The following is a 24,919-nucleotide window of genomic DNA, read 5'->3' as shown; positions in this document are numbered from 1 at the left end:
AATGTGAATGAAAATTGTACGAGTGCAAGACATCATTGGTACCGAACGCGAAGTCACCGGCCCGGGCTGGACCAGCCGCCGGATGCTGTTGAAAAAAGACGGCATGGGTTTCTCATTTCACGAAACCATCATTCCCGCCGGTGCCGTACTGAATCTCTGGTACAAACACCACCTGGAAGCGGTTTACTGCGTCGCCGGTAACGGCAAGATTCTGGACAAGGCTACCGGTGAGACCCACGAAATCACCGACGGCACCCTGTACGCGCTCGACAAGCACGATCAGCACACCTTGTACGGCGGCACCGAAGACATGCGCCTGATCTGCTCATTCAACCCGCCGGTTACCGGCCGCGAAGTGCACGACGAAGACGGCGCCTACCTGCCGGATACCAGCGAAGACTGATCTTTAACTGTGGCTGAACCACGCGCCACACCGCCACCGCCAGCGCGACTGCTGCCGGTGGCGGTGTTGCTTTGGTTGGCCGGGGTTTACCTGCGCGTTCCGGTGCTGGTGGCGCCGCCGCTGGCACCGTTCATCAGCGACGAACTGGCGCTGTCCCAGGCTCTAACGGGCGCCCTGACCACCCTGCCTATCCTGATGCTGGCCGTCGGTTCCATGCCCGGCTCCCTCTCCATCGCCCGCATCGGCCCCCGCAACACCTTGGCATTGGCCATGGTCATCATGGTGATCGGCTCCGCCGGCCGCGGCCTGGTGCCCGACACCCTGAGCCTGATGATTGCCAGCGCCGTGATGGGCTTCGGAGTGTCCATGATGCAGCCGGCACTACCGGCACTGCTGCCGCGCTGGCTGGAACCGCACCACCTGGCGCTGGGCTCGGCGATCTACATGAACGGCATGCTGATGGGCGAATTCATTGGTGCTGGCATTACCCTGCCGGTACTGATGCCGCTGCTCGACAACAGCTGGCGCGCCACCCTGGTGGCCTGGTCGTTACCGGCCCTACTGGTGGCCGCCGCCCTGTTTCTGCCCAAACGGGACCGCGCCCGACCAGTCCGGAAACCGGCCTGGCTCCCCGACTGGCACAACCCGCTGACGCTCCGGCTGGGCCTGCTGCTGGGCCTGTCCGGCACACTGTTTTTTGGTCTTAACGCCTACATGGCCAACCTGCTGGAATCCCAGGGCCAACTCGACAAACTGCCCGAAGCCTTGTTCTGGTACAACCTGGCCCAGGTGGCCGCATCCCTGACCATGCTCAAAATGGCCCGACGCTGGGTCGGCCGCCGGGAAATCATCGCCACCCTGGCCAGCATCGCCCTTATTGGCGCCATCGGCGCGGTCGTCGCCAGCGGCTGGTGGTCCATCATCAGCGCCACCCTCATGAGCCTGGTCGCCGGCATGCTGCTGATCCTGCTGGTAGCCATCCCGCCATTGGTCGTTTCCGCCTCTGAAACCGGCCGCCTGTCCGCCGGCACTTTCCTGGTCGGCTACACCGTCGCCTTCGTCGTCCCCATGACCGGCGGCCTCGTGGCCGACTGGACCGGCGACGCCCGCCATGCCGTACTAATGATGATTGCCTACGGCCTGCTGGTGCTACCCTTGGCCTTCACCCTCGACCTGGAACGAAAAAAGGGCCAGCCGCAAGGCTGACCCTTTCAAAAGAACGCCCCACCCCGCCTTAGATGTAATAATCCTTCAACGGAGGAAACCCATTGAACTCCACCGCACTGTAAGTCGTGGTGTAGGCACCAGTCGACAACCAGTACATCCGGTCACCAATCGCCAAGTTTAACGGCAGCGGGTACTTGTGATGCTCGTACATGATGTCCGCACTGTCGCAAGTCGGACCAGCAATCACACAGTCCTCGCCTTCACCGACCTTGTCGGTCCAGATCGGAAACTTGATCGCCTCATCCAAAGTCTCAATCAGGCCCGAGAACTTACCCACATCGGTAAACACCCAGCGGTGCAGCGCAGTGCGCGACTTACGGGAAATCAGCACCACCTCACTGACCAACACACCGGCGTTGGAAATCAGCGACCGGCCCGGCTCAATAATGATCTCCGGCAGATCGGCACCAAAATCCTCGTGCAGGAACCGGGCAATCTCCTCCGCGTACACCTTCAGCTCGTTGGTACGCGTGATGTAATTGGCCGGAAAACCGCCACCCATGTTGATCATCTTCAGCTCGATGCCGTCTTCTTCACGCAAACGCTCGAAAATCACCTTCACCTTGCTCAGAGCCGCGTCCCAGGCACCGATTTCGCGCTGTTGCGAACCCACGTGGAACGACACACCGTAAGGCACCAGGCCCAGATCACGAGCCAGAATCAGCAGATCCATGGCCATATCCGTCTGACAACCGAACTTACGGGACAACGGCCAATCTGCCGTCAGCGTGCCTTCGGTCAGAATACGCACATACACCTTGGAGCCCGGAGCCGCCTTGGCAATGTTGCGCAGATCCGCTTCCGAATCCGTGGCAAACATACGCACACCCTTCTCGTAAAAGGTGCGAATGTCCTTCGACTTCTTGATGGTGTTGCCGTAGCTGATGCGATCACCGGTCACGCCCAGAGCCAGCACCTTATCCAACTCGTACACCGACGCGATATCGAAGCTGGCACCTTTGTCCCGCAGCATGGTCAGAATCGGTTGGGCCGGGTTGGCTTTTACCGCGTAATAGACTTTGGCGTACGGAAAGCCTTCCACCAGCTCGTTGTATTGACGATCAATGGTGGCGGTGTCGATGACCACAAACGGTGTTTCCTTGCCGTCGGCAAACGTTTTGATGCGTTTAAACGTCTCGACGTCGTAGTAATCGGCAATGTTGGCGTTGGCTGACTCGGTCATGGATAGTGTTTCCCTCCAATGGGCACACAGACATAAAAAAGGGGCACCACAGCATGGCTGCAGTCCCCCGGAATTGGCGCGATCATCGGGCTTATTTGGGGTTCCGGATATGAGCATATCTACCCATAACCGAGCGCTTCCGGCACACTGACGGCTAGCGCCGTTCGGGGCGGTGAAAACAAGTTACTAACAGGGTGATTTAGAAAGGGAGTTTGAGCGTGGCAAAAGTATTTGCATTGGTGATTCTGGGGTTGATTCTACTCAGTGGCTGCGCGGAAACAGTGGCCCCACCACAAACCCAGGCGCTGCCGACGCCCACCCAGACCCCGGTCAGCTTCAACGAAGACGTCCGGCCGATCCTGGAAACCAAATGCCTGGCCTGCCACAGCTGTTTCGATGCCCCCTGTCAGCTGAAAATGGAATACTCTGACGGCCTGATTCGTGGCGCCCACCCGCAAGGCGTGTACAACGGTACCCGACTGAACAAACAGACCACCACCCGCCTCGGTATCGACGCCGACACCGAACAACAGTGGCGGGACCTGGGCTTCTACTCGGTGCTGGCCCGGGGTGACCAGACCCGCAGCCTGTTCGAGAACATGATTCGCCTGGGCAAGCGCCATGCCTTTGCCCCCAACAGCAAGCTGCCTGACGACATTGAGTTGGGCCTGGCCCGGAGCAACCAGTGTGTCAGCAACGACAACTTTGCCGACTACGCCGACGACCATCCCTATGAGGGCATGCCCCTGGCAGTCGCCGGCCTGAGCGACGACGAATACGCCACGCTGACCGGCTGGCTCAGTCAGGGTGGCGCCATCAGCCCGCTGATTCTGGAAACCAGCGCTCAGGAACAGAGCCACATCGACCGTTGGGAAGGCTGGCTTAACGACGAGTCACGGCGCCAACAGCTGGTCAGCCGCTGGCTGTACGAGCACCTGTACCTGGCGCACCTGTACTTCGAGGATGCCGGCGCCGACACCCGGTTCTTCGAGCTGGTGCGCTCGCACACCCCACCGGGGCAGCCGATCGACATTATTGCCACCCGCCGGCCCAACGACGCGCCCAATGGCCCGCTGTACTACCGGGTCAGACCGGTGGCCGGCAGCATCGTGCACAAACGCCACATCACCTTCGCCTTTGGATCCGACGCCTTCGAGCGCACCCGCAGCCTGTTCGAAGCCACCAACTGGCAGGTGGAAAGCCTGCCCGACTACAGCCGGGCCAGCCGCGCCAATCCGTTTGCCACCTTCGCCGCGATACCGGCCCGTGCCCGCTACCAGTTCATGCTGGACAACGCCGAGTACTTTACCCGCACCTTCATCCGTGGCCCGGTGTGCCGGGGCCAGATCGCCACCGACGTTATCCGCGATCACTTCTGGACGGTGTTCCACGATCCCGACGATGACCTGTTCATCACCGACGCCGACTACCGGGAATCGGTGACGCCTTTGCTAGCACTGCCGGGCCAGGATGACGACCTGCTCGATCTGGGTGACAACTGGAGTCTGTACCGGAATAAACGCAACCGCTACACCGAGCTGCGCAACCAGGCCTACCGCAACAGCTATCCTGACGGTGCCGCCCTGGACCACATCTGGGACGGCGATGGCAACAACACCAACGCCCTGCTGACCATCTTCCGGCATCACGACAATGCCTCCGTCCAGCGCGGCCTGATCGGCCAGGTTCCGCTGACCAGCTGGTGGATGGATTACCCGCTGTTCGAGCGCACCTATTACGAACTGGTGGTGAACTTTGATGTGTTCGGCACGATCGCCCATCAGGCTCAGACTCGCCTGTACTTCGATCTGATCCGTAATGGCGGCGAGCAGAATTACCTGCGACTGATTCCCCCGGGTGAACGCAATCGGGTGCTGGAACGCTGGTACCAGGGTGCGGGCAATCTAAAGCTTGATTTCAGCTACGCGGAGATGGAGAACACCGCGCCGTCCCAGGTGCCCTTCGCCACGAGTGCCTATAACGAAGAACTGGGCGCCCGCCTGCTGCTGAATTTTCACCAGCTCAACGCCGAACGGGACGACCCGATTAACCGCTGCGGGGGCAAAGAGTGCGGGCGTAAAAACGAGGCGCCGTGGATTCAGCAGGCCGATCGCCAGCTCTCCACCCTGGCCGCCACCCGCGCCGAGTTCCTGCCGGCCATTCGCTACCTGCCCAACGTCACCTTCGTGCGGGTCTGGACAGAGCAGGGCGAGCGCACGGTGTACACCCTGATCCGGGACCGCGCCCACGAAAGCGTCGCCTTCCTGTTCAATGAGGATTTGCGCTACCAGCCCGAGGACGACCAGCTCACCATCTACCCGGGCATCATCGGCAGCTACCCGAACTTCATATTCGATGTGCCGGCATCCCAGCTCAAGCTCTTCACTGAGCGCATGGCGGCCCTAACCATCGACCAGCAGGACAAGTTCGACCGCCTGGTGAGCCTGTGGGGGGTTCGTCGCACTCATCCCAGGTTCTGGGAGACCCTGCAGGACATCACCCAATGGCAGCGGGAACACCAGCCACTGCAGGCCGGCATCTTTGACATCAATCGCTACAAGAACCTGTAACCGGCTTTTGCGCGCCTGGCCCGGGCTCAGACCGCCCTTGGCCAGGCCGGTCTCGGGTCCAAAGGCTCCCGGGGGTCCGAAGGCTCACTGGACTGGCGCAGGTAGCCGAGGATGGCGTCCTGCAACTCGTGGCCGGCCGCCAGCCCCTTATTGCCAAACAGGCGGTTGAACTCCAGGACATAGGGGTAACCGTCGACCAGGGCGATATCGAAGCCGGCATGATCCACTCCCAAGTCCCGGGCCAGACTCAGGGCCAGATCGGTCATCACCGCCGGCACCGGGCTAGTGTCGATGCGTCCACCCCGGGACACATTATTGTAAAATCCCTGGTCGGCCTGAGTCCGCCAGTAGGCGGTCAGCACTCGATCGCCAATCACCACCACCCGGGCGTCCCGGTCAATGGGCAGGTATTCCTGGGCGTAGAGCACATCGGTCACTTCGCAATAGCGTTGCCAGTCGGCTCGGGATTCGATCAGCCACACACCCTCACCCATGCTGGCCTTGGGCAGCTTGGCTACGAATGGGTGCGGCATGGCCTGCCAGACTCGCTCCCGCTCGACCGGGCCATTGGCTTCGATCAGGGTCCAGGGCGTGTGCGCCGGCGCCACCGTCTGGAATGCCCGGGTCATCTCCACCTTGTCGTGCCCGATGCGGTAACTGGCCACGCTCGGAAACACCCGGCACCCGAGCCCATGCACCAGGGAGTTGAGCTGCCAGTACTCCGGGAACAGCACCCAGTCCGCCTGTTGCAGCAGTTGCCGATGCTGCAGGAACTGGTCCGGTTTCAACACGGTGGTGTTGGGCAGGCCCAAGGTACGAAACACATTGAACGAAACGAGGTGCATGGTTACCGCCGCACGGTGGAAGAGTGAGCGCATTCTATCCAGTCCGACCTGGCTGGCAAGCGTTTTATCAACACTTCGGCCAAGCCCGGCCATCGCCCCATTTTTGCAGTAGCCTGCTACGCTTTAGATATAGCCACCGCGGACCGCGACCATGGCCAAACTCGACCCTGCTGCCCAAACACTGCTTGATGCACTCCATGCCGATCACCAGTCGGGCGCTACCGAACTGGCGCAAAAAACCCTGCGCGAGCTGGCCGAGTATGTCCGCATGGAACGTCCCAAGCGTGCGAAGCTGAGCGCCCTGGTGGACACACTCAGGGACGCGAGGCCGAGCATGGTGGTCATCGCGAGCGCCATGACCCGGGTACAGGAGCAGTTACAGGCGGACGATAGTGAGCCGGTGGCAGCGATTGAAGCGGTGCATGAGGAGCTGACAGTCGCCACGGATACCCTCATCGACCATGCCCGCTGCCAGATTCCCGAAGGCGCCGTGATTATGACCCACAGCGCCAGCTCGGTACTGGAGCGGCTATTCCAGCGGCTGATGAAGGAGCATGTCGGGTTCTCGGTAATCTGCACCCAGAGCAGTCCCGGTCATGAAGGGCATCAGTTGGCCAGCGTGCTGAACAAGCTCGGCGTTCCGGTGACCCTGATCACCGATGCCCAGATGGGCGTGTTCGTCGCCACCGCAGATCTGGTGCTGACCGGTTGCGACAGCTGGCTGACCGATGGTCATTTCGTCAACAAGAGCGGTACCCGCTTACTGGCGTTGGCAGCCCGGGAACGCAGCGTGCCGTTCTGGGTTCTGGCCGACAGCTTTCGGGACAGCACCGAGAGCAGCGATCGGGTAGTGCTGGAAGAGCTGCCAGCGGAGCAGCTGCGCGCCCCCAAAGGCCAGTTGATCACCGTGCGCAACATCTACTTCGAGACCATTCCGCACCATCTGGTGACCGGACGAATCAGCGAACAGGGCGTTTTTTCGTACCCTGCTGCGCCTGTGCAGTGAACGGGTCTTCCGGCCAGGGGTGCTTCGGGTAACGGCCGCGCATGTCTTTGCGCACTTCCGGGTAGGCGTTGCGCCAGAAACTGGCCAGATCGGCGGTGACCGCCAGGGGTCGCTGTGCCGGGGACAACAGATGAATCACCACCGGCACCTGACCACCAATCAGCTTAGGTGTCTCAGTCCAGCCAAACAGGGCCTGGAGCTTGGCCGCCAGCACCGGGCCATTGTCGGTGGTGTAATCGAGGACCACCGACTGACCGGTGGGAATGGTCAATGCCTTTGGGGCCAGCGCCTCCAGCTGCTGTTGCTGGTTGTAATCCAACAGACTTTGCAGCGCTTGTTGCAGATTCAGTCCTTGCAGGTCGGACCAGCGCTGCAGCCCGGGCAGGAAAGGGGCTAACCAGGATTCCAGACTGGCCAGCAGGGCGACATCACTGACCTCAGGCCAGTCACCGGGCCGCGTGTTCGCCAACAACTGTACCCGTGCCTGCCACTGTCGGGCTGACTTGGTCCAGGGCAAACTAGCCAGGCCCTTTTGCCGCACGGCTTTGAGCAACCCCTGCTGGATCAACACCGGGTCCGGTTGCTTCAGTGCCTGCTCCGCCAGCACCAGTTCTCCCAGTTTGCGGACCCGGCGCGCAATCACCGTACCTCGCTTATCGTCCCAGACCGCTTCCTCACGCTCATGGATATGGCTGGCGAGATCCTGTTCCAGATTCGCCAGATCCACGGGTGCGGCCAGATAAATCATGGCTTCCCGCGCCTGGCCGTCCAGCTCTGGCGCCACCAGCCAGTCGTGACGGACCAGGGCATCGTCGTCACGCAGGCTAGCGCCTTTGCCATTGCTGAGCTGGTACCGGGGAGCCTGACCGGCGCGACGCCGGCCAATCCGGTCCGGGTAGGCCTGGGCCAGTAAGCGCCCGACTTCGGACTCGGTCGGTGGCTTTTGGGAGCCACCGGCGCTGCCAGCTAGACGCTTGGCGGCCTGACGAACCGACTGCAGTCGCGCCGGATCGACACTGCCATGCCCACGCTCGCCGTGCAGCAACCGAACCCGTTCGTGCAAATCTGCACCCGCGCCGGGGCCCAACAGATCCCGATCCCCCAGCAATGCCGCCAAATCGGCCGCCAAAGCGCCCATCCCCAGGGCCCGGCCCCGCAACACCATGTGCGCAAGGCGCGGAGGCACCCCCAGCTCCCGGGCCGCCTTGCCATGCTCGGTGATGGCACCATCGGGCGCCAGCATATCCAGCCACTGCAGCAACGCCACGGCCTGATGCCAGTGCGCCTGGGGTGGCGTATCGATCCAGGCCACCTGATCCGGTGAGCGCGCCCCCCACTGGGCCAGCTCGAGCACCAGGGGTGCCAGATCCGCTTCCTGAATTTCCGGCGGAGTGAAGTCGGCCAGCCCGAACTGCTCGGACTCGCTCCACAGCCGATAACAGACGCCCGGTTCCACCCGCCCGGCGCGGCCCTTACGCTGCTCCGCCGAAGCCTTGGAAACCCGTCCGGTCATCAGCCGGGTCATGCCACTGTTCGCATCGAACACCGCCCGACGCTGCTGGCCGCTGTCGATCACCACCCGCACGCCCTCAATGGTCAGACTGGTCTCGGCAATGGCGGTCGCCAACACCACCTTGCGCTGGCCCGGCATGGCGGGGGCAATGGCCCGATCCTGCTCGTCCGATTTCAGGTTGCCGAACAGCGGCGTTACCAACACATCGTCCGGCACCGCACCCTGCAACTGCTGCGCAACCCGACGAATCTCCCCAGCACCTGGCAGAAACACCAGCACCGAACCAGGTTGGTCCTGCAGCGCCTCATGAATTACCGCAACCACCCGATCAGCCATCCACACCCGGCGGGCCTGAGCCGGCGCCGGCCGATAAAGGACCTCCACCGGAAATGCCCGACCTTCGCTGCGCAGCACCGGCACCTCACCAAGCACCCGGGCAATGGGCGCGGTATCCAGCGTCGCCGACATCACCAGCACCCGCAGATCCTCCCGCAATGCCTGCTGAGATTCCCGCACCAGCGCCAGCCCCAAATCTGCCTGCAGCGAGCGCTCATGAAATTCATCGAACAGCACCGCGGCGTAGTCTTCCAGCATGGGATCGGCCTGAATCAGCCGGGTCAGAATGCCCTCGGTCACCACCTCAATCCGGGTGGCCGAAGACACCTTGGTATCCAGCCGGGTCCGATACCCAACCGTCTGCCCCGGCTTTTCACCCAGCTGCCTGGCCATAAACCGAGCCGCCGACCGAGCCGCCAGCCGCCGCGGTTCCAGCATCAGAATAGTCTTGTCATCCCGCCAGGGCGCATCCAATAACGCCAGCGGCACTCGCGTAGTCTTACCGGCACCCGGCGGCGCCTGCAGCAGCACGGTGGTAGACCGTTCCAGGGTTTGCTTGAGTTCGGAGAGGATTTCATCGATTGGGAGCATTTATTACGCTTAGCTTGAGACCAGAGTTGTTTTACCAGCGATATCGGTTTAGTCAGCTAGAGAGGGGTGGCGGGGTATTTTTCCGCCAGAAATGGATGTCTGAGCGCAGCGAGTTCCATTTCCAAGGAAAAATACCCCGCCACCCCGATCAATCCCATACCCAACCAGTCCTACAAAAAAATCAGGACGACAACCGCTCCCGATTCTCCCGAGCCCACTCATAAATCCGCTCAAAAGCCTCAGCCAGGTCCTCAGGCTTATGCGGCGGCTGCAGCACCGCGGCCAGCTTGCCATCGGGGTTCAACAGCGCGAAGTGACCACTGTGGTCCACCAGCAGCTCGCCTTCCACGTCGCGGTGAATAAACACCGCATTCAGGCTCTTGGCCAAAGAACGCAGGGTATCCAGATCGCCGGTCAGGCCATGGAAGTTGTCACCGAAGAAGTCGGTGTAGGCCTTCAGCTTGTCCGGAGTGTCGTGGTCCGGATCGGCAGTGACCAGCAGGTAGTCCGGTTGCGGCAGTTCAGGTGACAGCAGCTGATCAGTCCGGCGCAGGTTGGCCATAGCCGCCGGGCAGATGTCCGGGCAGTTGGTGTAACCCACGAAGGCGAAGGTCCATCGGCCCCGAAGACTTTCCCGGGTGACCGTTTCGCCCTGTTCATTAGTGAGGGTGAACTCTACCAGTTCCCGGGGCTGGTCATACACGTAGGTGTTCAGATCGGCCAGTTCTGGTGCCGGCTCAGGTTCCTGGCCGCCGACCATATAAACCTGACGCCCAACCACCAGTCCGAAAATCAGGATGACCAGGAGCAGAAGCAGAAACAGTGTCAGGCGAATAGAGCTGTTCATTGGGGTTCCAATACCGAAGTCAGAAAAGCAGGCGGGAAGCGCCATCCGAAACCGTGCGGAGCCATGGATGGCGGAGCCGAGCGTACACGGACGTATTTACAGCGTGTTTCGGGTGGCGCTTCCCGCCTGCGAAGGCACGATGCCTGCGTCAGAAGAATACAAAATGATCGACCAGCAATACCACAAATAGTGCCATCAGATAGGTAATCGAATACTTGAAGGTATTGAGCGCTACCCGGCGATCGTCACCTTTCCACAGGCGGATGGCATAGTGCAGGAACCGCAAGCCCAGCATCAGGGCACCGATCAGGTAAATCCCGCCGGACATGCCGGTGACAAACGGCAGCAGGCTCACCGCCAACAGCATGAAGGTGTACAGCAGTATGTGCAGCTCGGTGTAATGGTTGCCGTGGGTGACCGGCAGCATCGGAATGCCAGCCTTGGCGTATTCTTCCTTGCGGTGAATCGCCAGGGCCCAGAAGTGCGGAGGAGTCCAGGCAAAGATGATCAGCACCAGCAGCAGGGCGTGGCCTTCCACCTGACCGGTGACCGCAGTCCAGCCCAACAAAGGCGGCATGGCACCGGCGAGACCGCCGATGGTGATGTTCTGGGGCGTCGCGCGCTTAAGGAACAAGGTATAGACACCGGCGTAGCCCACCAGCGAGGCCAGGGTCAGCCAGGCGGTCAGCGCATTCACCTGCCACATCAACACCACCATGCCCACGCAGGCCAGCAAAGTGGCGAACAGCAGGGCGTCCACCGGGGCAATCTTGCCAGTGGCTACCGGGCGTTTGCGGGTGCGAGCCATCACGGTATCGATCTTCTGGTCCACCACATGGTTCACCACCGCAGCCGCACCAGCCAGCAGAGCGATACCCAGGTTGCCATACAACAACACCTCCCAGCCCGGAACCCCGGGGGCCGCCAGCAGCATGCCGATCACCGACGTGAGGATCATCAGCGCTACGACTCTGGGCTTGGTCAGCTCCAGAAAATCGCGCCAGGTAATGGATTCGTTCGCAGTCGTCTGGGCCGGCAATGCTTCCACTTGTTCACTCATGCCGCAACCTCCCGGTTAATTGTTGTTGTGTGTGTTGCACTCGCGGTGTTCAGTTTCGGTGACCGATGGTGGCGCCAGATCAGGTGCACCACCGTCAGCAGCAGCCCCGCACCCATGGCGTTGTGGGCAACGGCTATGGCCAGGGGAATGTTCAGGATCACGTTGGCCAGCCCAAGCAGGATCTGCGTGCCAAGTGCCAACGCCACCAGGGCGATGGCCTGGGTCAGGCCGGATGCCTGCCGTTGGCGCCACATCAGGGCCAGCAAGACAGCGAAATAACCGAGGACAACCATGGCGCCAATGCGGTGGGTCATATGGATAGCCACCCGGCCATCGGCGGTCAGCTGGCCGCCCAGATAGTTGGGACCAACCTGCTGGGTAACGTCAAAGCCGTGCTGGAAATCCATGCCTTCCGGCCACCACTGGCCCTGGCAGGTGGGCAGGTCGGTGCAGGCCACGGCGGCGTAATTGGCGGCGGTCCAGGCACCCAGGGCGATCTGCATCACCACCAGCAACAGGCCGCCATAGAGCCAGGGCCGGAAGCCTTGCAGCGCAGCACCGGTGGTCCGGGGATTCGGTTCGGGCTTGGGATGTCGGAGCCGAAGGGCGAGCAGGGCCAGCATACTCAAGGTAGTGAAGCCGCCCAGCAGGTGCATGGCGACCACCTGGGGCCAGAGTTTGAGGGTAACGGTCCACATGCCAAACGCGCCTTGCAGGACAATAAAGCCGGCAATGAACAGCGGCAGTTTGACCGGAACACCGAGCTTACGATGACGAGCTGCGTAGGCCGCCAGGCCAAACACCACCAGGCCAAGGGTGCCGGCGGCATAGCGATGAATCATTTCTGGCCAGCCTTTCTCCACATCCACCGGGGTGTCCGGGAACCGGGCATTGGCGATGGCGATACTGGCTTCGCTCTGGGGCACGGTGAGAAAACCGTAGCAGCCGGGCCAGTCCGGGCAACCCAGCCCGGCATGGACCAGTCGGGTCCAAGCGCCGAGCATGATCACCACCACCGCCAGCAGGGTGGCAAACAGGGCCCAGTTAAACAGGCGGCGGGCCTGGGGCGAGGAAGCCGACGACTGCTGATTCACACGCGAGTCCTCCACGGTGCGGTCATCCGATCTGGGAAATCTTGAGCAGGTGTTTGAGATCCTTGAGCAGTTCTTTGCCGGTATTGTCGGAGCCGTAGTGCATCATCAGATTGCCAAACGGATCGACCAGCAGAATGCGCGGCTGGGACTGCGGATCAATGCCCTTGGGCCAGGCTGGCGTGGTGCCGGGTGCCGGGACCAGCCGTTCCATCAGGCTGTATTCCTTCTGCCAGCGGGCTTCCAGCTCCGCCGGCACACTGCCCAACACCGCTGCGCGAGACACCCGGTTGGCGTTCTTGCCCAAGGCAATGTTGACCTGTCGCGCCAGGTACAGCAGCTCCTCGCACTCACTGGCGCACTCGCCGGCGGCCACCAGCAGCAACCACTCGGGCTCGACCTCGTTCGGGCCAAACCGGTCCGCCAACGGTGTACCCGCTGCGGTTTCCAGGTTCAGGGTTTGCACCGACGCCACTGGCTGGATCAGGGTGCCATTGTTGGTATGACCGGCAGGATTTAGCCAGCCGGTGTAGAACATGATGGTGGCAAACACCATAGGGCCGAACCCGATGGCAAATAGCAGAATGGCGGTACGCCGACCCCGGCGGACCTGCTCGGGAGAGGGTCCGTTGTTGTCATCGGATGCCTGGTTAGCCATTGTCGTTGTCATTATTGGCTCCTGTCTTTCGGTAGCTCGCAGCTACCGTCAATATACCCAGTGCGAGCGCCAACGCAAACCATTGTGTGGCGTACCCGTAGTGAGTTTGTGGTCCCATCCGATCAGGCGCCCAATCGGCGCGGAAAGCGCCGGGCTGATCGCTACCGGCCAATCGGATGATGGCCTCGGGAATGTCGGTAATTTCGTCGGCCGCTACGGCCCTGGGCAGGCTTTGCACGCGCCGGGGCCAGCTGGTTTCAGGCGGGGTCTGATCATTCAGCACGGGCGGTTCCGGATACTCGCTGATGCGGCCGGACACCTCCAGCACGCCTTCGGGCGACGGCACCCTTGGCAGCTCATCGCGGTGCCGCGGGGCCTGAATCCAGCCCCGGTTAACCACCACCGGCGGGCCTTGCAAAGGAACGAACAGGGTCAGGACCTCATAGCCGGGCACACCGTCCCGGGTGCGGTTGTCCAGTAGCCAGTTATAGTCACCGAAACGCCCGGTCAACGTCACCGGCCGCCCCGAGTCCAGGCCCCGACCGACCAGCTCGGGCCAGCTCAGGTCCAATGCCTGCTGTTGCCACTGGTCCAGCTGTTCCTGCTTTTGCTCGGCCCGGTCCAGCTGCCATAGCCCAAGACCAATCAGCAGCGGCAGGAAAACCCCGCTGAACAGCATCAGCCGCCAGTCAAAGTGCCAGTGACGGGCTCTGCCCTGCGGATCAGACATGCTCTGCTATAGTGATCTCTGGGGTTGCGTGATTGCCGCCGGCCCGCCCTTTCATTTCTTGTGCTGCACCGGGATATTCCATGTTGAAAGCCGTAATCGTTGTGTTAATGCTGGCCGTGGTGGTCAGTCTGTTCAGTGGCCTGTTTTTTCTGATCAAGGATGGCGGTAAAACCAATCGGGTGGTGAACTCCCTGGCGGTCCGGGTCACGCTTAGCATACTGCTCCTGGCGGTGATTCTGATTGCGCTGTGGCAAGGGAGCCTGAGCCTGAATCCGACTCCCTTTTAACCGTCTTAATCCCGTTAATCCGGGTCAGATGATGTAAACGAAGATGAACAACCCCAACCAGACCACGTCCACGAAGTGCCAATACCAGGCGGCGGCTTCAAATCCAAAGTGGTTTTCAGCGGTAAAATGGCCCTTGTTGATGCGCAGCAACATGATGATCAGCATCAGTGAACCCAGCAGGACGTGGGCACCGTGGAAGCCCGTCAGCATGAAAAAGGTGCTGCCGTAAATCCCGGAAGCCAGGGTCAGGTCCAGATCACGATAGGCGTGAATGTACTCGTAGCCCTGGACAAACAGGAACACCAGGGCCAGGACGATGGTCAGCCCGAGCCAGAGCTTGGTCTTGGCCCGATTGCCCGCCTTCAAGGCATGGTGAGCCACTGTCACGGTGAATGAAGAAGTCACCAGCAGTATCGTGTTGATCAGGGGCAGACCCCAGGCACTGATAACCTCTTTGGGGCCGGGGAACGCCTCCGGGTTCGGGTTTTCTACCAGTGGCCAGGTTGCCTTGAAACCGTCCCAAAGCATGGCCGAACTGCCCCGGTCGCCTTCACCACCCAACCAGGGCACGGCGAACACCCGCACGTAAAACAAAGCGCCAAAGAACGCGGCAAAGAACATCACTTCCGAGAAAATGAACCAGCTCATGCCCCAGCGAAAAGACCGATCCATCTGATCACTGTAGAGCCCGGCCCGGCTTTCCTGGATGACATTGCCGAACCAGCCAAACAGCATGTACGCCATAATCACGGCGCCTATCATAAACAGGAACCAGGAGCCGTCAGTGCTCTCGCCCTGTTTGCTGTTCACCATGATCGATGCCACCCCGTAAAGGGTTAAACCCAGGCCGACGGTGGCAATGATCGGCCATTTGCTCTGTTCCGGAACGTAGTAGCTCTGGTTATCCGCCATGACAATCTCCGATGGCTTAGCCGTTTTCGTTTGTTGTTGTGATAGGTCGATCCGTATCTGACACCGTGGCCGTTTTACTCTGATCGTAGAGCGTGTAGGACAGGGTCAGCTTGGTTATGTGCTCGGGCAGATCCCGGTCAACGATAAACACCAGCGGCATCTCTGTGCTTTCACCCGCCGCCAGGGGTTGCTGGTTAAAGCAGAAACACTCGGTCTTATGGAAATACAGGGTGCCTTCGGACGGCGACAGGCTCGGAACTGCCTGGCCTACCATCGCTGCACCGGTCGGGTTCTGGGCGAAGAAGGCAACGGTGACCAGCTCACCGGGATGAACGTCGATGCTCCGGGTGACTGGCCGGAAGGTCCAGGGCATGCCCGGACCATTCTGGGCCAGGAACTGCACCTGCACCGTGCGAGTGACATCGGCCTCGGCCGTGGCGACTGCTTCGTAGCGGCCACCGGTCTTGCCGTTGATGCCGGTAATTTCGCAGAACACGTCGTACAGCGGCACCAGGGCAAAGCCAAAGGCAAACATGCCCACCACCCCGGCCAGGCACCAGGAGACCACCCGCGTATTGGTGCGGGGGCGTGCTTCGTCTGCCCGGGTGCGCTCGTCCATCTCGGGCCTCGCCTACTTCACTTCCGGGGGCGTGGCGAAGGTGTGGTAAGGCGCAGGTGACGGTATTGTCCACTCCAGGCCTTCGGCACCATCCCAGGGCTGGGCGGCAGCCGCCTTACCACCACGAACGCATTTCACCACAATGAACAGGAACAGCAGCTGGGTAGCCCCGAACATGAAGGCACCGACACTGGAGACCATGTTGAAATCGGCGAACTGCAGGGCGTAATCCGGAATCCGCCGCGGCATGCCCGCCAGCCCCAGGAAGTGCATCGGGAAGAACGCCAGGTTCATGCCGATGAACGACAGCCAGAAATGGGTCTGGGCCAGGGTTTCGTCGTACATGTGGCCAGTCCACTTGGGCAGCCAGAAGTAGGCGGAGGCAAAGATGCCGAAGATCGCGCCAGGCACCAGCACGTAGTGGAAGTGCGCCACCACAAAGTAGGTGTCGTGGTACTGGAAGTCAGCCGGGGCAATGGCCAGCATCAGGCCGGAGAAACCACCGATGGTGAACAGGATCACGAAGGCGACCGCAAACAGCATGGGGGCCTCGAAGCTGAGCGCGCCGCGGAACATGGTGGCGACCCAGTTGAACACTTTCACCCCGGTAGGCACGGCAATCAGCATGGTGGCGTACATGAAGAACAGCTGGCCGGCAATGGGGATACCCACGGTGAACATGTGGTGAGCCCAGACCACGAATGACAACAGAGCGATGGCACCCACCGCGTACACCATGGAGGCGTAGCCAAACAGCGGTTTGCGGGAGAACGCCGGGATGATGTGGGAGACCGCGCCGAAGGCGGGCAGGATCATGATGTAAACCTCGGGGTGGCCGAAGAACCAGAACACATGCTGGAACAGCACCGGGTCGCCGCCACCGGAGGCATCAAAGAAGCTGGTGCCGAAGTTGATATCCATCAACATCATGGTGACCACACCCGCCAGTACCGGCATCACTGCAATCAGCAGGAACGCGGTAATCAGCCAGGTCCAGACGAACAGGGGCATTTTCATCAGGGTCATGCCCGGCGCCCGCAGATTCAGAATGGTGGCAATAACGTTGATTGCGCCCATGATCGAGGAGATCCCCATGATATGGACGGCAAAGATAAAGAAGGTGGTGCTCGGCGGCCCATAGGTCGTCGACAGGGGTGCGTAGAAGGTCCAGCCGAAGTTGGGCGCACCGCCTTCCATGAACAGGGTCGAAACCAGGATCAGGAAAGCACACGGCAGCAGCCAGAAACTCCAGTTGTTCATCCGCGGCAGCGCCATGTCGGGGGCTCCGATCATCAGCGGCAGCATCCAGTTAGCCAGGCCGACAAACGCCGGCATGACAGCCCCGAACACCATGATCAGACCGTGCATGGTGGTCATCTGGTTGAAGAATTCCGGTTGCACAATCTGCAAACCGGGCTGAAACAGTTCCGCCCGAATGACCATCGCCATGGTTCCGCCAAGCAGGAACATAGCGAAACTGAAGATCAGGTACATGGTACCTATATCTTTGTGGTTGGTGGTCAGCAGCCAGCGGCTGAAGCCTTTAGCCGGGCCGTGATGATGATCCTGGGCGTGGGTATCTGCAACCGCACTCATGAAAACCCCCGTTACCGCCATTTATTGTGGCTGGTGATATCTGTTATCTGGCGTTGATTACTGCTCGTTCTTGTAATCAAAAATCTCTTTCGGCGTGACCATTTCACCGGTGTTGTTACCCCAGGCGTTTCGCTCGTAGGTAATTACCGCCGCCAGGTCCACCTCACTCAACTGGCCACCGAAGGCCTGCATGGCAGTTCCGGACACGCCGTTGACCACAATATCGATGTGAGCGGCCATGTCCTCGAGAGCAATTTTGCTGCCCTTGAGCGCCGGGAAGGCCGGGGGCGCACCGCTGCCATCCGCCTGGTGACAGGCCGCGCAGGCTGTCTGATAGGCTTTCTCGCCGCGCTCCATCAACTCGGCCATGGTCCAGTCTTTCTGGGTCAACTCACGCTCTTTTTCGGCCGCAACTTTCTGCTCCGCCACCCAGGTGTCGTATTCCTCCTGGGGCACGGCCTTGACCACCACCGGCATGAAGCCGTGGTCCTTGCCGCACAGTTCGGTGCACTGGCCACGATAGGTGCCAGGCTCATCGACCCGGGTCCAGGTTTCGTTGATGAAGCCGGGGATGGCGTCTTTCTTGACGCCAAAGGCCGGCACCCACCAGGAGTGGATCACGTCATTCGCCGTCACCAGGAAACGTACTTTCTTGCCCACGGGAATGATCAGGGGGTTATCCACTTCCAGCAGGTAGTTCTCACCTTTGGCCTGCCGGTTGTTGATCTGGTCACGAGGTGTGGAGAGATTGGAGAAATAGCCAAAATCTTCATCGATGTATTCGTACTGCCATTTCCACTGGTAGCCGGTGACCTTGATGTCGACATCGGATTCAGTGGTGTCGTACATGTCCACCAGGGTGGCGGTGGCCGGAATCGCCATTACCACCAGGATGACAAAGGGGATGATCGTCCAGAGAATCTCCACCAACGTGTTTTCGTGAAAATTCGCAGGCTTGTAACCCTGGGATTTTCGATGGGCGAAGATGGACCAGAACATGACCCCGAACACCACGACGCCAATGGCGACGCAGATCCAGAGAATGATCATGTGAAGGCTGAATATTTCGTTACTGGTGCCGGTCACCCCGGGGGTCATGTTCAACGTCCAGTCCGCCAGGGACACGGCCGGGAACATAAGACCACCTAACAGGGCACCTGCCCGCTGAGCGTGCACGCGCATACTGTGTCTCCACAGAGTGTTATTCTTGTCGGATTTGCGTTATCCCACTGATTTTTCGGGCGCTCGCATACACCCTGGAATCAGTGTGGAAGCCTGCTTATGGATACCTCAGGAACGAGTATAGACACAGATCCGAAAAAGGCTAAAAAATCAGTTAAATCCAAAACTGCTAACCACACATTTTTAAAAAACAGAGCGATATAGGATGTTCCACCTGCCCGCCATCGACCGGCGCCTCTGGGCCCTGGCCTGGCCATTAATGCTCACCAACCTGACCGTGCCGCTGCTGGGCCTGGTGGATACTGCCGTGCTGGGTCATCTGGAGAGTCCGGAATACCTCGGCGCGGTAGCCGTCGGCGCCAACCTGTTCAGCATCCTGTACTGGACTTTTGGCTTCATGCGCATGGGCACGACCGGCCTGGCGGCCCAGGCCTGGGGCAAGCGCGACCGGTTTGGTCAGGTCGCCCTGCTGCTGCGTTCGGTGCTGCTGTCGGTGGCGATCGGGCTGCTGCTGATCCTGTTGCACCAGCCACTGATTTCCCTGGGCCTGAATCTGATGAACCCCAGTCCGGACGTCAGCAGCCTGGCCGCCGAGTATGCCGCCATCCGGATCTGGAGTGCGCCGGCGGTGCTGTGCCAGTACACGCTGGTGGGCTGGCTGATCGGCACCCAGTTCGCCCGCGGCCCGATGATCATGCTGATCGTCGCCAATGGCGTGAACATCGTGCTGGATATCCTGTTTGTCACCGGTCTGGGCTGGAACAGCCGGGGCGTTGCCATCGCCACGGTAATCGCCGAATACGGTGCCGCCGGCATCGGCTTTGCCATCGTGCTGACCCGGATGCCAGAGGGCCAGCGCCTGACCCGGGCCCTGTTCGGAAAACTGAGCGACTACCTGGCCATTCTGCAGGTGAACCGGTTCATCATGGTGCGCACCATTGCCCTACTGCTGGTGCTGGCGTTCTTTACGGCCCAGGGTGCCCGCCAGGGCGACACCATCCTGGCCGCCAACGCAGTGCTACTCACCTTCCTGCTGCTTATATCCAATGCCCTGGACGGGTTTGCCAATGCCGCCGAGGCCCTCATTGGTGAGGCTATCGGTAAGGGCAGCCAAAGTCGGTTCCGGGCCGTGTTCCGCAGTGCTCTGCGCTGGTCGCTCTGGGGCGCCCTGTTGCTAACCGTGGTGTTTGTCGCCGGGGGGCGGGGCCTGATCGCGCTGCTGACCGGTATTGAAGAAGTTCGCACCACCGCCTGGCAATACCTGCCCTGGCTCTGGCTGTTGCCGTTTGCGGCGGTCTGGGGTTTTCTGCTGGATGGGGTTTTCATAGGAGCCACCCGCACCCGTGACATGCAGAACACCATGCTGTTTTCGGCGCTGGCTGTGTTCGTGCCGGTGTGGTGGCTCACCACCGGTTGGGGCAACCACGGCCTGTGGTTTTCACTGATCTGCCTGATGCTGGCACGGGCGCTCAGCATGGGCTGGCTGTGCTGGTCCCACAGCCGACATCAGCGCTGGTTTGAACGCGCCTGAACAGACAGTCGGAGCACACTCACACACGCTCGTTTTTTCCTGGCATTGAACCGGCAAGGCGCAAAATGTCGACTACACTTGTCGGAAATGGCAGGCCTGTAGTGGACCGTCCGCCGCTGCTTTCCTGCCCAGATACGGTATACGGACTACGGGAGGGGCCTTGCGACCTCAATTCGTTACAACATCGGCATCTCCTGACATGACACCACAGGTGGTTCTCGAGATTATTGATCAAGCACGACGCAAGGAAGCACGTTCGGGCATCTTTCTCCAGCAACTCCGGGAGAAGGCAGCCTGCCTGCCTTCGTCTGTCACTATTGACGGGTACCAACCGGCCACCTCGCTGTTCCAGTTCGCGGTCGAATACATCGAAATGGCACCCCGCCTGATCGAATGTGTCGAAGCCTGCGCCCGGCAAGCCGGCAAGGCCGAGCTATTCGCCCCGTTTGTGGATGCTGCCACCCAATACTTCACCCGGCCGTCCGCGCTGATCGTGAAATACGATGGCCTGGATGGCTTACTGATCCGGGCCTATCTGTGCCACCGGTTGATGGAAGAAATGTACGAGAATAATCGCTCCATTCGCGCCAGCGATTTGGTGGATCTCGAAGCCACCCGTGCTAACCTGTTGACTCATCAGCTTATTGGCGAACCCTTTTCGAATGAGTTGGACGATGCAATCACCATCACCGTGCTCCAGATTGCCGGTACGCCAGACTACTATGAGCTAAACCTTGATCCGTTCGTAGAACAGGTCAACAATGCCGCATGGGACTGGATGCGACATTACTGGGAAAATTTACTGGTTCGGAACCACATTCGATTTTCCCTGGGGTCCGGAATAGCCTGATAGGGTCAGAAGTTTCATGAGAAAAGTAACAGCCGCAGTACTGGCGTCCTTGTTGTGGCCGATGTCAGCAATGGCAGCCAACCTGAGCCTCACCCTCACCACCTCCGACAGCAACGCTCCGGTCGCTGGTGCCGTGGTCTACCTGGATCGCGTCGACGAAGTAGCACCAATAAGCGCCGAAATTTACCAGAAAGATCGCGAATTCCATCCAAAAATCCTGATCCTGCCGGTTGGTTCACAGGTCGAATTCCCCAACCGCGACAACACCCAACACCACGTGTATTCGTTTTCTCCGGCCAAGAGCTTCAACATAGAGCTGTATGCTGGTAAGCCTCCAGTCCCGGTGCTGTTCGACCAGCCAGGTATTGTTGAACTGGGCTGCAACATTCACGACCACATGCAGGCTTTTATCGTGATCAGCGAAACCACCGCCATTGGCCAAACGGATGTCTCCGGCCGCGTCACCCTTCCGGTGACTGCCGCTGAACCGGTAACACTCAAGATCTGGCATCCGCGCCTGCCTGACAATACCCGGCCAATCATCCGGACCTGGGACAAGGGCAGCGACCGGTCACTGTCCATTGATCTGGTTCCTGAACCGGAAACGGGCGACTCCATGAACCTTTTGCAACGACGCTTCCAAGAGCTTTGATGAGACTGCAAACATACATGGGCTTTCGGGGCCGATTGATCACCGTCATGATTTCACTGGTGGTGGTCGTCAGCCTGATTATGGCGGCCCTTTTCATGGCCTACCTGTTTGAAGACGAAAAGAATCGCGCCAACGAGCAACTGACAATTGGCGAACGAATGACTCGTGAGTTGCTGGACCGCAGAACAGATCTGATTCTTTCGCGACTACGAGTAGTGGTTCAAGATTTTGGCTTTCGCTCGGCCGTGGCTAGTGGTGACCACGGCACCATTAAAAGTGCACTGGAAAATCACAGCCGTCGGGCCCAAACCGACTTTTCGTTGCTGATCGACAGCACCGGCAAAATATTGGCTTCCACCACAAATCACAGGCCTCTAGAAGTGGTGGATGCCCTCAGCAACAGCAGAGCAAGTCGGGACATCACCCAAACTTTCGCCTATATCGGTGGACAGGGCTACGAGGTTCTCCAGGTCCCGGTGGAAGGTCCGGGTCTTCGAGCGCGCCTGATAGCCGGCTTTGCCCTTGATCAATCTTTGGCCCGGTTGATTGCTCGCCTGAGCGGCACGGAAGTCGTGTTCCGGGCTCGTTCTGACAGCAGTGCTGACTATCAAATAGTTGCCGCCACCGGCGACCGAGATATCGACATGGAGCGCGAGCTGACACAGACAAAAGACGAACCACGAATGTTGTTAAACCGACAGCACTATTTCAGCCGCGCGATTACCCTGGACAACAAGGGCTCCGGCGATATCCAGGCAGTGCTGATGATCAGCCGGCAAGCCACACTTGAGAGTTATTACACCAGGGTTAAAATGATCGCCATTCTGGTAGGTGGAATCCTGGTTCTCGCCATCGCACTGGCTCTGATTATCGCCCGAACGCTCGGCAAGCCAGTGTTGCAGTTGGCCGACTATGCCCGAGCTGTCGGCGAGGGCCAGAATCCGACTCCGCCCTACATCCGAACCGGTGGGGAATTAAAACAGCTGCGAAATGCCCTCCGCGACATGCTGGTTCGGCTGCGGGAACGGGAAGCTCAGATTCGGTATGCCGCCACCCACGATGACGTAACAGGCCTCGGAAACCGCAACGCGCTGATGCAGTCGGCCCAGGCTATGTTCGAAGACGGCGAGGCCTGCACGCTGCTTGGCATTCAGTTGAACGACCTGGCCGATATCAACGACACCCTTGGCCTGGAGTTTGGAGATGCGGTGCTGGTGGGCGTTGGTCAACGTTTAAGAAATGGACTTCCCGATGCTCGAATGATCGCCCGGACCGGTGGCGGTGAGTTCCTGGCCCTGGTTCCATCAAGCAGTCCAGAACAAGTTGATGCCCTCGCTCGACACCTCTTACAAATAGTTCAGACACCGCAACAGATTAATGGCAGCCCATTTTCAGTACGAGCCAGCATGGTCACTATGGAACTCCCTGGCGACGCATCCAATACCAATGAGCTGCGCCGGCGGCTGAACCTGACCTTCGAACAAGCCGAGGATCACCCGGAGCCCGTTACCCGATACCGTCCAGGCCAGGACGAGAGCCACCTGCGCGAGTTGCAGCTGACCGCCGATCTGCACACTGCCATCATCGATCATGGCCTGCACATGAACTACCAGCCCAAGCTGAATACCCGTACCGGTGAGCTGGTTCAGGTCGAGGCCCTGGTGCGCTGGATCCACCCGGAGCTTGGTTTCGTTTCCCCGGAGGAGTTCATTTTTCTGGCCGAGCAGTCTGGCCAGATTCACGACCTGACCGCCCATATCCTTGAGCGCGTCGCCGAGGACGCACGGGCCTGGGCCGAGCAGGGAGTCAACGCCGGTGTCGCCATCAATCTGTCGGCCATGGACCTGACCTGGCCGGAGCTTACCGATCATCTCACCAGGGCCTTTGCCAATTGGCACCAGGGCATGGAACGAATCACCCTGGAAGTGACCGAGAGCGCCCTGATGAAGGACCCGGAGGAGGCGATGGCAACACTGAACCGGCTCAAGGCACTGGGCATGACCCTGTCCGTAGACGATTTCGGCACTGGCTACTCATCCCTGTCGCAGCTTCGCAAGCTGCCAGTGCAGGAGCTGAAAATCGACAAGTCCTTTGTCCTGAATCTGGACACCGAACCCCAGGACCAGCTGATCGTGAAATCGACCATCGACATGGCCCATGGCCTGGGCCTGAAAGTGGTGGCCGAAGGTATCGAGAACCTGGCCGCCTGGGAGCTACTGCAACAGTGGCGGTGTGACCTTGCACAAGGCTTTTACCTGAGTCGGCCGGTGGCCGCAAATCAGCTGGTCGAAACCGCCCAAACGTTGGCCAGCCGTCGCCAGGACTTAACAGAACAACTATTGGAAGATCATTCATGACCTACCGCCCGCTGATACTGGCCACCCTGTTTGCCCTTGCCTGCCCGTCGGTCTCGGCCGACATTGGCAGTCGGATCTGGGCCACCGGTGGCGTATCCACCATTGAGGGCAGTGCCGGCGGCGGTCTGGTGCCCTGGGCGCTGCTCGGCAGTTATGCCAGCGACGAGGAGTGGGGCGGCACCCTCGCGCTCAGCCAAGCCGAGACTGACGACTACAGCCTGTCAGTCACCGGTGCCGGATTGAACTGGAATAACCGGATTGAGCTGACCGTGGCTCGCCAAACACTCGATCTGGACGAGCTGGTGTTCACCCTGAAAAACGGTTTCGGCCTGGAGCAGGACGAGCTCAATCAGGACATTATCGGCGCCAAGGTGCGGCTGGCCGGCGACGTGCTCTACAGCCCCTGGGGCCAGTGGAGTGCTGGCGTCCAGTACAAGCGCCAGCGCGACTTTACCGTGCCCGAGGCCATCGGCGCCCGGGACGACAGCGGCACCGACCTGTTGCTTAGCGCCAGCAAACTGTTCTTCGCTGCCGTGTTCGATCGCAACCTGCTGGTGAACGCCACCGCCCGTGCCACCAAGGCCAACCAGGGCGGCCTGTTGGGTTTTGGCGGTGATCGCAATAACGGTTATGAGGTGATGGCGGAGGCCAGTGTCGGGGTCTTTGTGAACCGCCAATGGCTGCTGGGTGCCGAGTACCGACAGAAGCCCGACAACCTGAGCTTTGCCGACGAAGACGACTGGTGGGACCTGTTTGTCGCCTGGGTGCCAGACCGGCGCCTGGCGGTAACCGCGGCCCTGGTTAATCTGGGCGACATCGCTACCCTGGAAGATCAGCAAGGCCTTTACCTGTCGCTGCAGGGGAGCTTCTGAC

At 60.4% G+C, this 24,919-nt stretch carries 22 protein-coding genes; 10 read left to right on the top strand and 12 right to left on the bottom strand.

All coding sequences use genetic code 11. The features are described 5' to 3' along the window. Nucleotides 1–7 precede the first annotated feature (7 nt). Together QUE89_RS00365 and QUE89_RS00360 are read left to right on the top strand one after the other, a co-directional pair. The gene (locus QUE89_RS00365) at nt 8–403 is read left to right on the top strand and encodes an ectoine synthase (RefSeq protein WP_138439788.1); all 396 of its coding nucleotides are present in this window, start codon (nt 8–10) and stop codon (nt 401–403) included. 9 nt (nt 404–412) lie between these two features. Continuing rightward, a complete protein-coding gene (locus tag QUE89_RS00360; RefSeq protein ID WP_286221333.1) occupies nt 413–1,609 on the top strand; it encodes an MFS transporter in 1,197 nt (398 codons plus the stop codon). 28 nt (nt 1,610–1,637) lie between these two features. Here QUE89_RS00360 and QUE89_RS00355 read toward each other — a convergent pair whose 3' ends face one another. Beyond that, nucleotides 1,638–2,813 carry a type III PLP-dependent enzyme gene (locus QUE89_RS00355; RefSeq protein WP_286221332.1) on the bottom strand — a complete coding sequence of 392 codons (1,176 nt, stop codon included), beginning with the start codon at nt 2,811–2,813 and terminating at the stop codon, nt 1,638–1,640. 245 nt (nt 2,814–3,058) lie between these two features. On the opposite strand from QUE89_RS00355, the gene QUE89_RS00350 reads away from it, so the two are divergent. Next, the gene (locus QUE89_RS00350) at nt 3,059–5,383 is read left to right on the top strand and encodes a fatty acid cis/trans isomerase (RefSeq protein WP_434784116.1); all 2,325 of its coding nucleotides are present in this window, start codon (nt 3,059–3,061) and stop codon (nt 5,381–5,383) included. Between the two features lie 26 nt (nt 5,384–5,409). On the opposite strand, the gene QUE89_RS00345 is transcribed toward QUE89_RS00350, so the two are convergent. Continuing rightward, nucleotides 5,410–6,228 (bottom strand): ATP-grasp domain-containing protein, encoded by an 819-nt coding sequence (locus tag QUE89_RS00345; RefSeq protein WP_286222936.1) that lies wholly within the window; start codon nt 6,226–6,228, stop codon nt 5,410–5,412. A 151-nt stretch (nt 6,229–6,379) separates the two neighbouring features. On the opposite strand from QUE89_RS00345, the gene QUE89_RS00340 reads away from it, so the two are divergent. Next, nucleotides 6,380–7,234: an eIF2B alpha/beta/delta subunit family protein gene (locus QUE89_RS00340; RefSeq protein WP_286221330.1), complete on the top strand. Its 855-nt coding sequence runs from the start codon at nt 6,380–6,382 to the stop codon at nt 7,232–7,234. Here QUE89_RS00340 and hrpB read toward each other — a convergent pair. The 6 genes from hrpB to QUE89_RS00310 all read right to left on the bottom strand — a co-directional run bounded on the left by hrpB (nt 7,188) and on the right by QUE89_RS00310 (nt 14,060). Continuing rightward, nucleotides 7,188–9,674 (bottom strand): ATP-dependent helicase HrpB, encoded by a 2,487-nt coding sequence (hrpB, locus tag QUE89_RS00335; RefSeq protein ID WP_286221329.1) that lies wholly within the window; start codon nt 9,672–9,674, stop codon nt 7,188–7,190. The two genes, QUE89_RS00340 and hrpB, sit on opposite strands and share 47 nt — an antisense overlap. Nucleotides 9,675–9,855: 181 nt before the next feature. Further along, nucleotides 9,856–10,521 carry an SCO family protein gene (locus tag QUE89_RS00330; RefSeq protein WP_286221328.1) on the bottom strand — a complete coding sequence of 222 codons (666 nt, stop codon included), beginning with the start codon at nt 10,519–10,521 and terminating at the stop codon, nt 9,856–9,858. A gap of 148 nt (nt 10,522–10,669) precedes the next feature. Further along, entirely contained in the window at nt 10,670–11,581 is a 912-nt protein-coding gene (gene cyoE / locus QUE89_RS00325) for a heme o synthase (protein ID WP_286221327.1), read from the bottom strand. After that, nucleotides 11,578–12,585, bottom strand: coding sequence for a COX15/CtaA family protein (locus QUE89_RS00320; protein ID WP_286222935.1), 1,008 nt, complete (start codon nt 12,583–12,585; stop codon nt 11,578–11,580). Before QUE89_RS00320 ends, cyoE begins: the two co-directional genes overlap by 4 nt. Before the next feature lie 112 nt (nt 12,586–12,697). Then, complete coding sequence (locus QUE89_RS00315; protein ID WP_286221326.1) at nt 12,698–13,342, bottom strand: redox-active disulfide-containing membrane protein; 645 nt, start codon at nt 13,340–13,342, stop codon at nt 12,698–12,700. Beyond that, nucleotides 13,323–14,060: an SURF1 family protein gene (locus QUE89_RS00310; protein ID WP_286221325.1), complete on the bottom strand. Its 738-nt coding sequence runs from the start codon at nt 14,058–14,060 to the stop codon at nt 13,323–13,325. The genes QUE89_RS00315 and QUE89_RS00310 overlap by 20 nt, the downstream gene beginning before the upstream one ends. A gap of 80 nt (nt 14,061–14,140) precedes the next feature. On the opposite strand from QUE89_RS00310, the gene QUE89_RS00305 reads away from it, so the two are divergent. Then, a complete protein-coding gene (locus tag QUE89_RS00305; RefSeq protein ID WP_286221324.1) occupies nt 14,141–14,347 on the top strand; it encodes a twin transmembrane helix small protein in 207 nt (68 codons plus the stop codon). A 24-nt stretch (nt 14,348–14,371) separates the two neighbouring features. Here the strand turns inward: QUE89_RS00305 and QUE89_RS00300 are convergent, their stop codons facing one another. The 4 genes from QUE89_RS00300 to coxB are packed head-to-tail and all read right to left on the bottom strand — an operon-like array spanning nt 14,372 to nt 18,656. Further along, nucleotides 14,372–15,259 carry a cytochrome c oxidase subunit 3 gene (locus tag QUE89_RS00300; RefSeq protein WP_286221323.1) on the bottom strand — a complete coding sequence of 296 codons (888 nt, stop codon included), beginning with the start codon at nt 15,257–15,259 and terminating at the stop codon, nt 14,372–14,374. Between the two features lie 16 nt (nt 15,260–15,275). Next, the gene (locus tag QUE89_RS00295) at nt 15,276–15,878 is read right to left on the bottom strand and encodes a cytochrome c oxidase assembly protein (protein WP_286221322.1); all 603 of its coding nucleotides are present in this window, start codon (nt 15,876–15,878) and stop codon (nt 15,276–15,278) included. 12 nt (nt 15,879–15,890) lie between these two features. Continuing rightward, nucleotides 15,891–17,474: a cytochrome c oxidase subunit I gene (gene ctaD / locus QUE89_RS00290; RefSeq protein WP_286221321.1), complete on the bottom strand. Its 1,584-nt coding sequence runs from the start codon at nt 17,472–17,474 to the stop codon at nt 15,891–15,893. A 57-nt stretch (nt 17,475–17,531) separates the two neighbouring features. Further along, on the bottom strand, nt 17,532–18,656 hold the full coding sequence (gene coxB / locus QUE89_RS00285; protein ID WP_286221320.1) for a cytochrome c oxidase subunit II: 1,125 nt from the start codon (nt 18,654–18,656) through the stop codon (nt 17,532–17,534). A gap of 205 nt (nt 18,657–18,861) precedes the next feature. Here coxB and QUE89_RS00280 point away from each other — a divergent pair, with 205 nt between their 5' ends. From QUE89_RS00280 to QUE89_RS00260, 5 genes are all read left to right on the top strand, one after another. Then, nucleotides 18,862–20,187: an MATE family efflux transporter gene (locus QUE89_RS00280; protein WP_286221319.1), complete on the top strand. Its 1,326-nt coding sequence runs from the start codon at nt 18,862–18,864 to the stop codon at nt 20,185–20,187. Between the two features lie 199 nt (nt 20,188–20,386). Further along, nucleotides 20,387–21,037 (top strand): hypothetical protein, encoded by a 651-nt coding sequence (locus QUE89_RS00275; RefSeq protein WP_286221318.1) that lies wholly within the window; start codon nt 20,387–20,389, stop codon nt 21,035–21,037. Between the two features lie 16 nt (nt 21,038–21,053). Further along, nucleotides 21,054–21,689, top strand: coding sequence for a methylamine utilization protein (locus QUE89_RS00270; protein WP_286221317.1), 636 nt, complete (start codon nt 21,054–21,056; stop codon nt 21,687–21,689). Further along, a complete protein-coding gene (locus tag QUE89_RS00265) occupies nt 21,689–24,046 on the top strand; it encodes a bifunctional diguanylate cyclase/phosphodiesterase (protein ID WP_286221316.1) in 2,358 nt (785 codons plus the stop codon). Before QUE89_RS00270 ends, QUE89_RS00265 begins: the two co-directional genes overlap by 1 nt. After that, entirely contained in the window at nt 24,043–24,918 is an 876-nt protein-coding gene (locus QUE89_RS00260) for a DUF3034 family protein (protein ID WP_286221315.1), read from the top strand. Before QUE89_RS00265 ends, QUE89_RS00260 begins: the two co-directional genes overlap by 4 nt. Nucleotide 24,919: the final 1 nt, after the last annotated feature.

The organism is Marinobacter sp. LA51, from assembly GCF_030297175.1.
Classification (GTDB): domain Bacteria; phylum Pseudomonadota; class Gammaproteobacteria; order Pseudomonadales; family Oleiphilaceae; genus Marinobacter; species Marinobacter apostichopi.
The sequence above is the reverse complement of the archived record's forward strand: the minus strand, read 5'-3'. Positions and strand labels throughout refer to the sequence as shown.

What these genes read in the sequence shown, in the direction of transcription:
- QUE89_RS00330 (WP_286221328.1), bottom strand. Translation starts at nt 10,521, where the DNA reads ATGAACAGCTCTATTCGCCTGACACTGTTTCTGCTTCTGCTCCTGGTC.
- coxB (WP_286221320.1), bottom strand. Translation starts at nt 18,656, where the DNA reads ATGCGCGTGCACGCTCAGCGGGCAGGTGCCCTGTTAGGTGGTCTTATG.
- QUE89_RS00280 (WP_286221319.1), top strand. Translation starts at nt 18,862, where the DNA reads ATGTTCCACCTGCCCGCCATCGACCGGCGCCTCTGGGCCCTGGCCTGG.
- QUE89_RS00320 (WP_286222935.1), bottom strand. Translation starts at nt 12,585, where the DNA reads ATGCTCGGCGCTTGGACCCGACTGGTCCATGCCGGGCTGGGTTGCCCG.
- QUE89_RS00265 (WP_286221316.1), top strand. Translation starts at nt 21,689, where the DNA reads ATGAGACTGCAAACATACATGGGCTTTCGGGGCCGATTGATCACCGTC.
- QUE89_RS00355 (WP_286221332.1), bottom strand. Translation starts at nt 2,813, where the DNA reads ATGACCGAGTCAGCCAACGCCAACATTGCCGATTACTACGACGTCGAG.
- QUE89_RS00295 (WP_286221322.1), bottom strand. Translation starts at nt 15,878, where the DNA reads ATGGACGAGCGCACCCGGGCAGACGAAGCACGCCCCCGCACCAATACG.
- QUE89_RS00345 (WP_286222936.1), bottom strand. Translation starts at nt 6,228, where the DNA reads ATGCACCTCGTTTCGTTCAATGTGTTTCGTACCTTGGGCCTGCCCAAC.
- QUE89_RS00305 (WP_286221324.1), top strand. Translation starts at nt 14,141, where the DNA reads ATGTTGAAAGCCGTAATCGTTGTGTTAATGCTGGCCGTGGTGGTCAGT.
- QUE89_RS00300 (WP_286221323.1), bottom strand. Translation starts at nt 15,259, where the DNA reads ATGGCGGATAACCAGAGCTACTACGTTCCGGAACAGAGCAAATGGCCG.
- QUE89_RS00365 (WP_138439788.1), top strand. Translation starts at nt 8, where the DNA reads ATGAAAATTGTACGAGTGCAAGACATCATTGGTACCGAACGCGAAGTC.
- QUE89_RS00315 (WP_286221326.1), bottom strand. Translation starts at nt 13,342, where the DNA reads ATGACAACGACAATGGCTAACCAGGCATCCGATGACAACAACGGACCC.
- QUE89_RS00340 (WP_286221330.1), top strand. Translation starts at nt 6,380, where the DNA reads ATGGCCAAACTCGACCCTGCTGCCCAAACACTGCTTGATGCACTCCAT.
- QUE89_RS00260 (WP_286221315.1), top strand. Translation starts at nt 24,043, where the DNA reads ATGACCTACCGCCCGCTGATACTGGCCACCCTGTTTGCCCTTGCCTGC.
- cyoE (WP_286221327.1), bottom strand. Translation starts at nt 11,581, where the DNA reads ATGAGTGAACAAGTGGAAGCATTGCCGGCCCAGACGACTGCGAACGAA.
- QUE89_RS00310 (WP_286221325.1), bottom strand. Translation starts at nt 14,060, where the DNA reads ATGTCTGATCCGCAGGGCAGAGCCCGTCACTGGCACTTTGACTGGCGG.
- ctaD (WP_286221321.1), bottom strand. Translation starts at nt 17,474, where the DNA reads ATGAGTGCGGTTGCAGATACCCACGCCCAGGATCATCATCACGGCCCG.
- QUE89_RS00275 (WP_286221318.1), top strand. Translation starts at nt 20,387, where the DNA reads ATGACACCACAGGTGGTTCTCGAGATTATTGATCAAGCACGACGCAAG.
- QUE89_RS00270 (WP_286221317.1), top strand. Translation starts at nt 21,054, where the DNA reads ATGAGAAAAGTAACAGCCGCAGTACTGGCGTCCTTGTTGTGGCCGATG.
- hrpB (WP_286221329.1), bottom strand. Translation starts at nt 9,674, where the DNA reads ATGCTCCCAATCGATGAAATCCTCTCCGAACTCAAGCAAACCCTGGAA.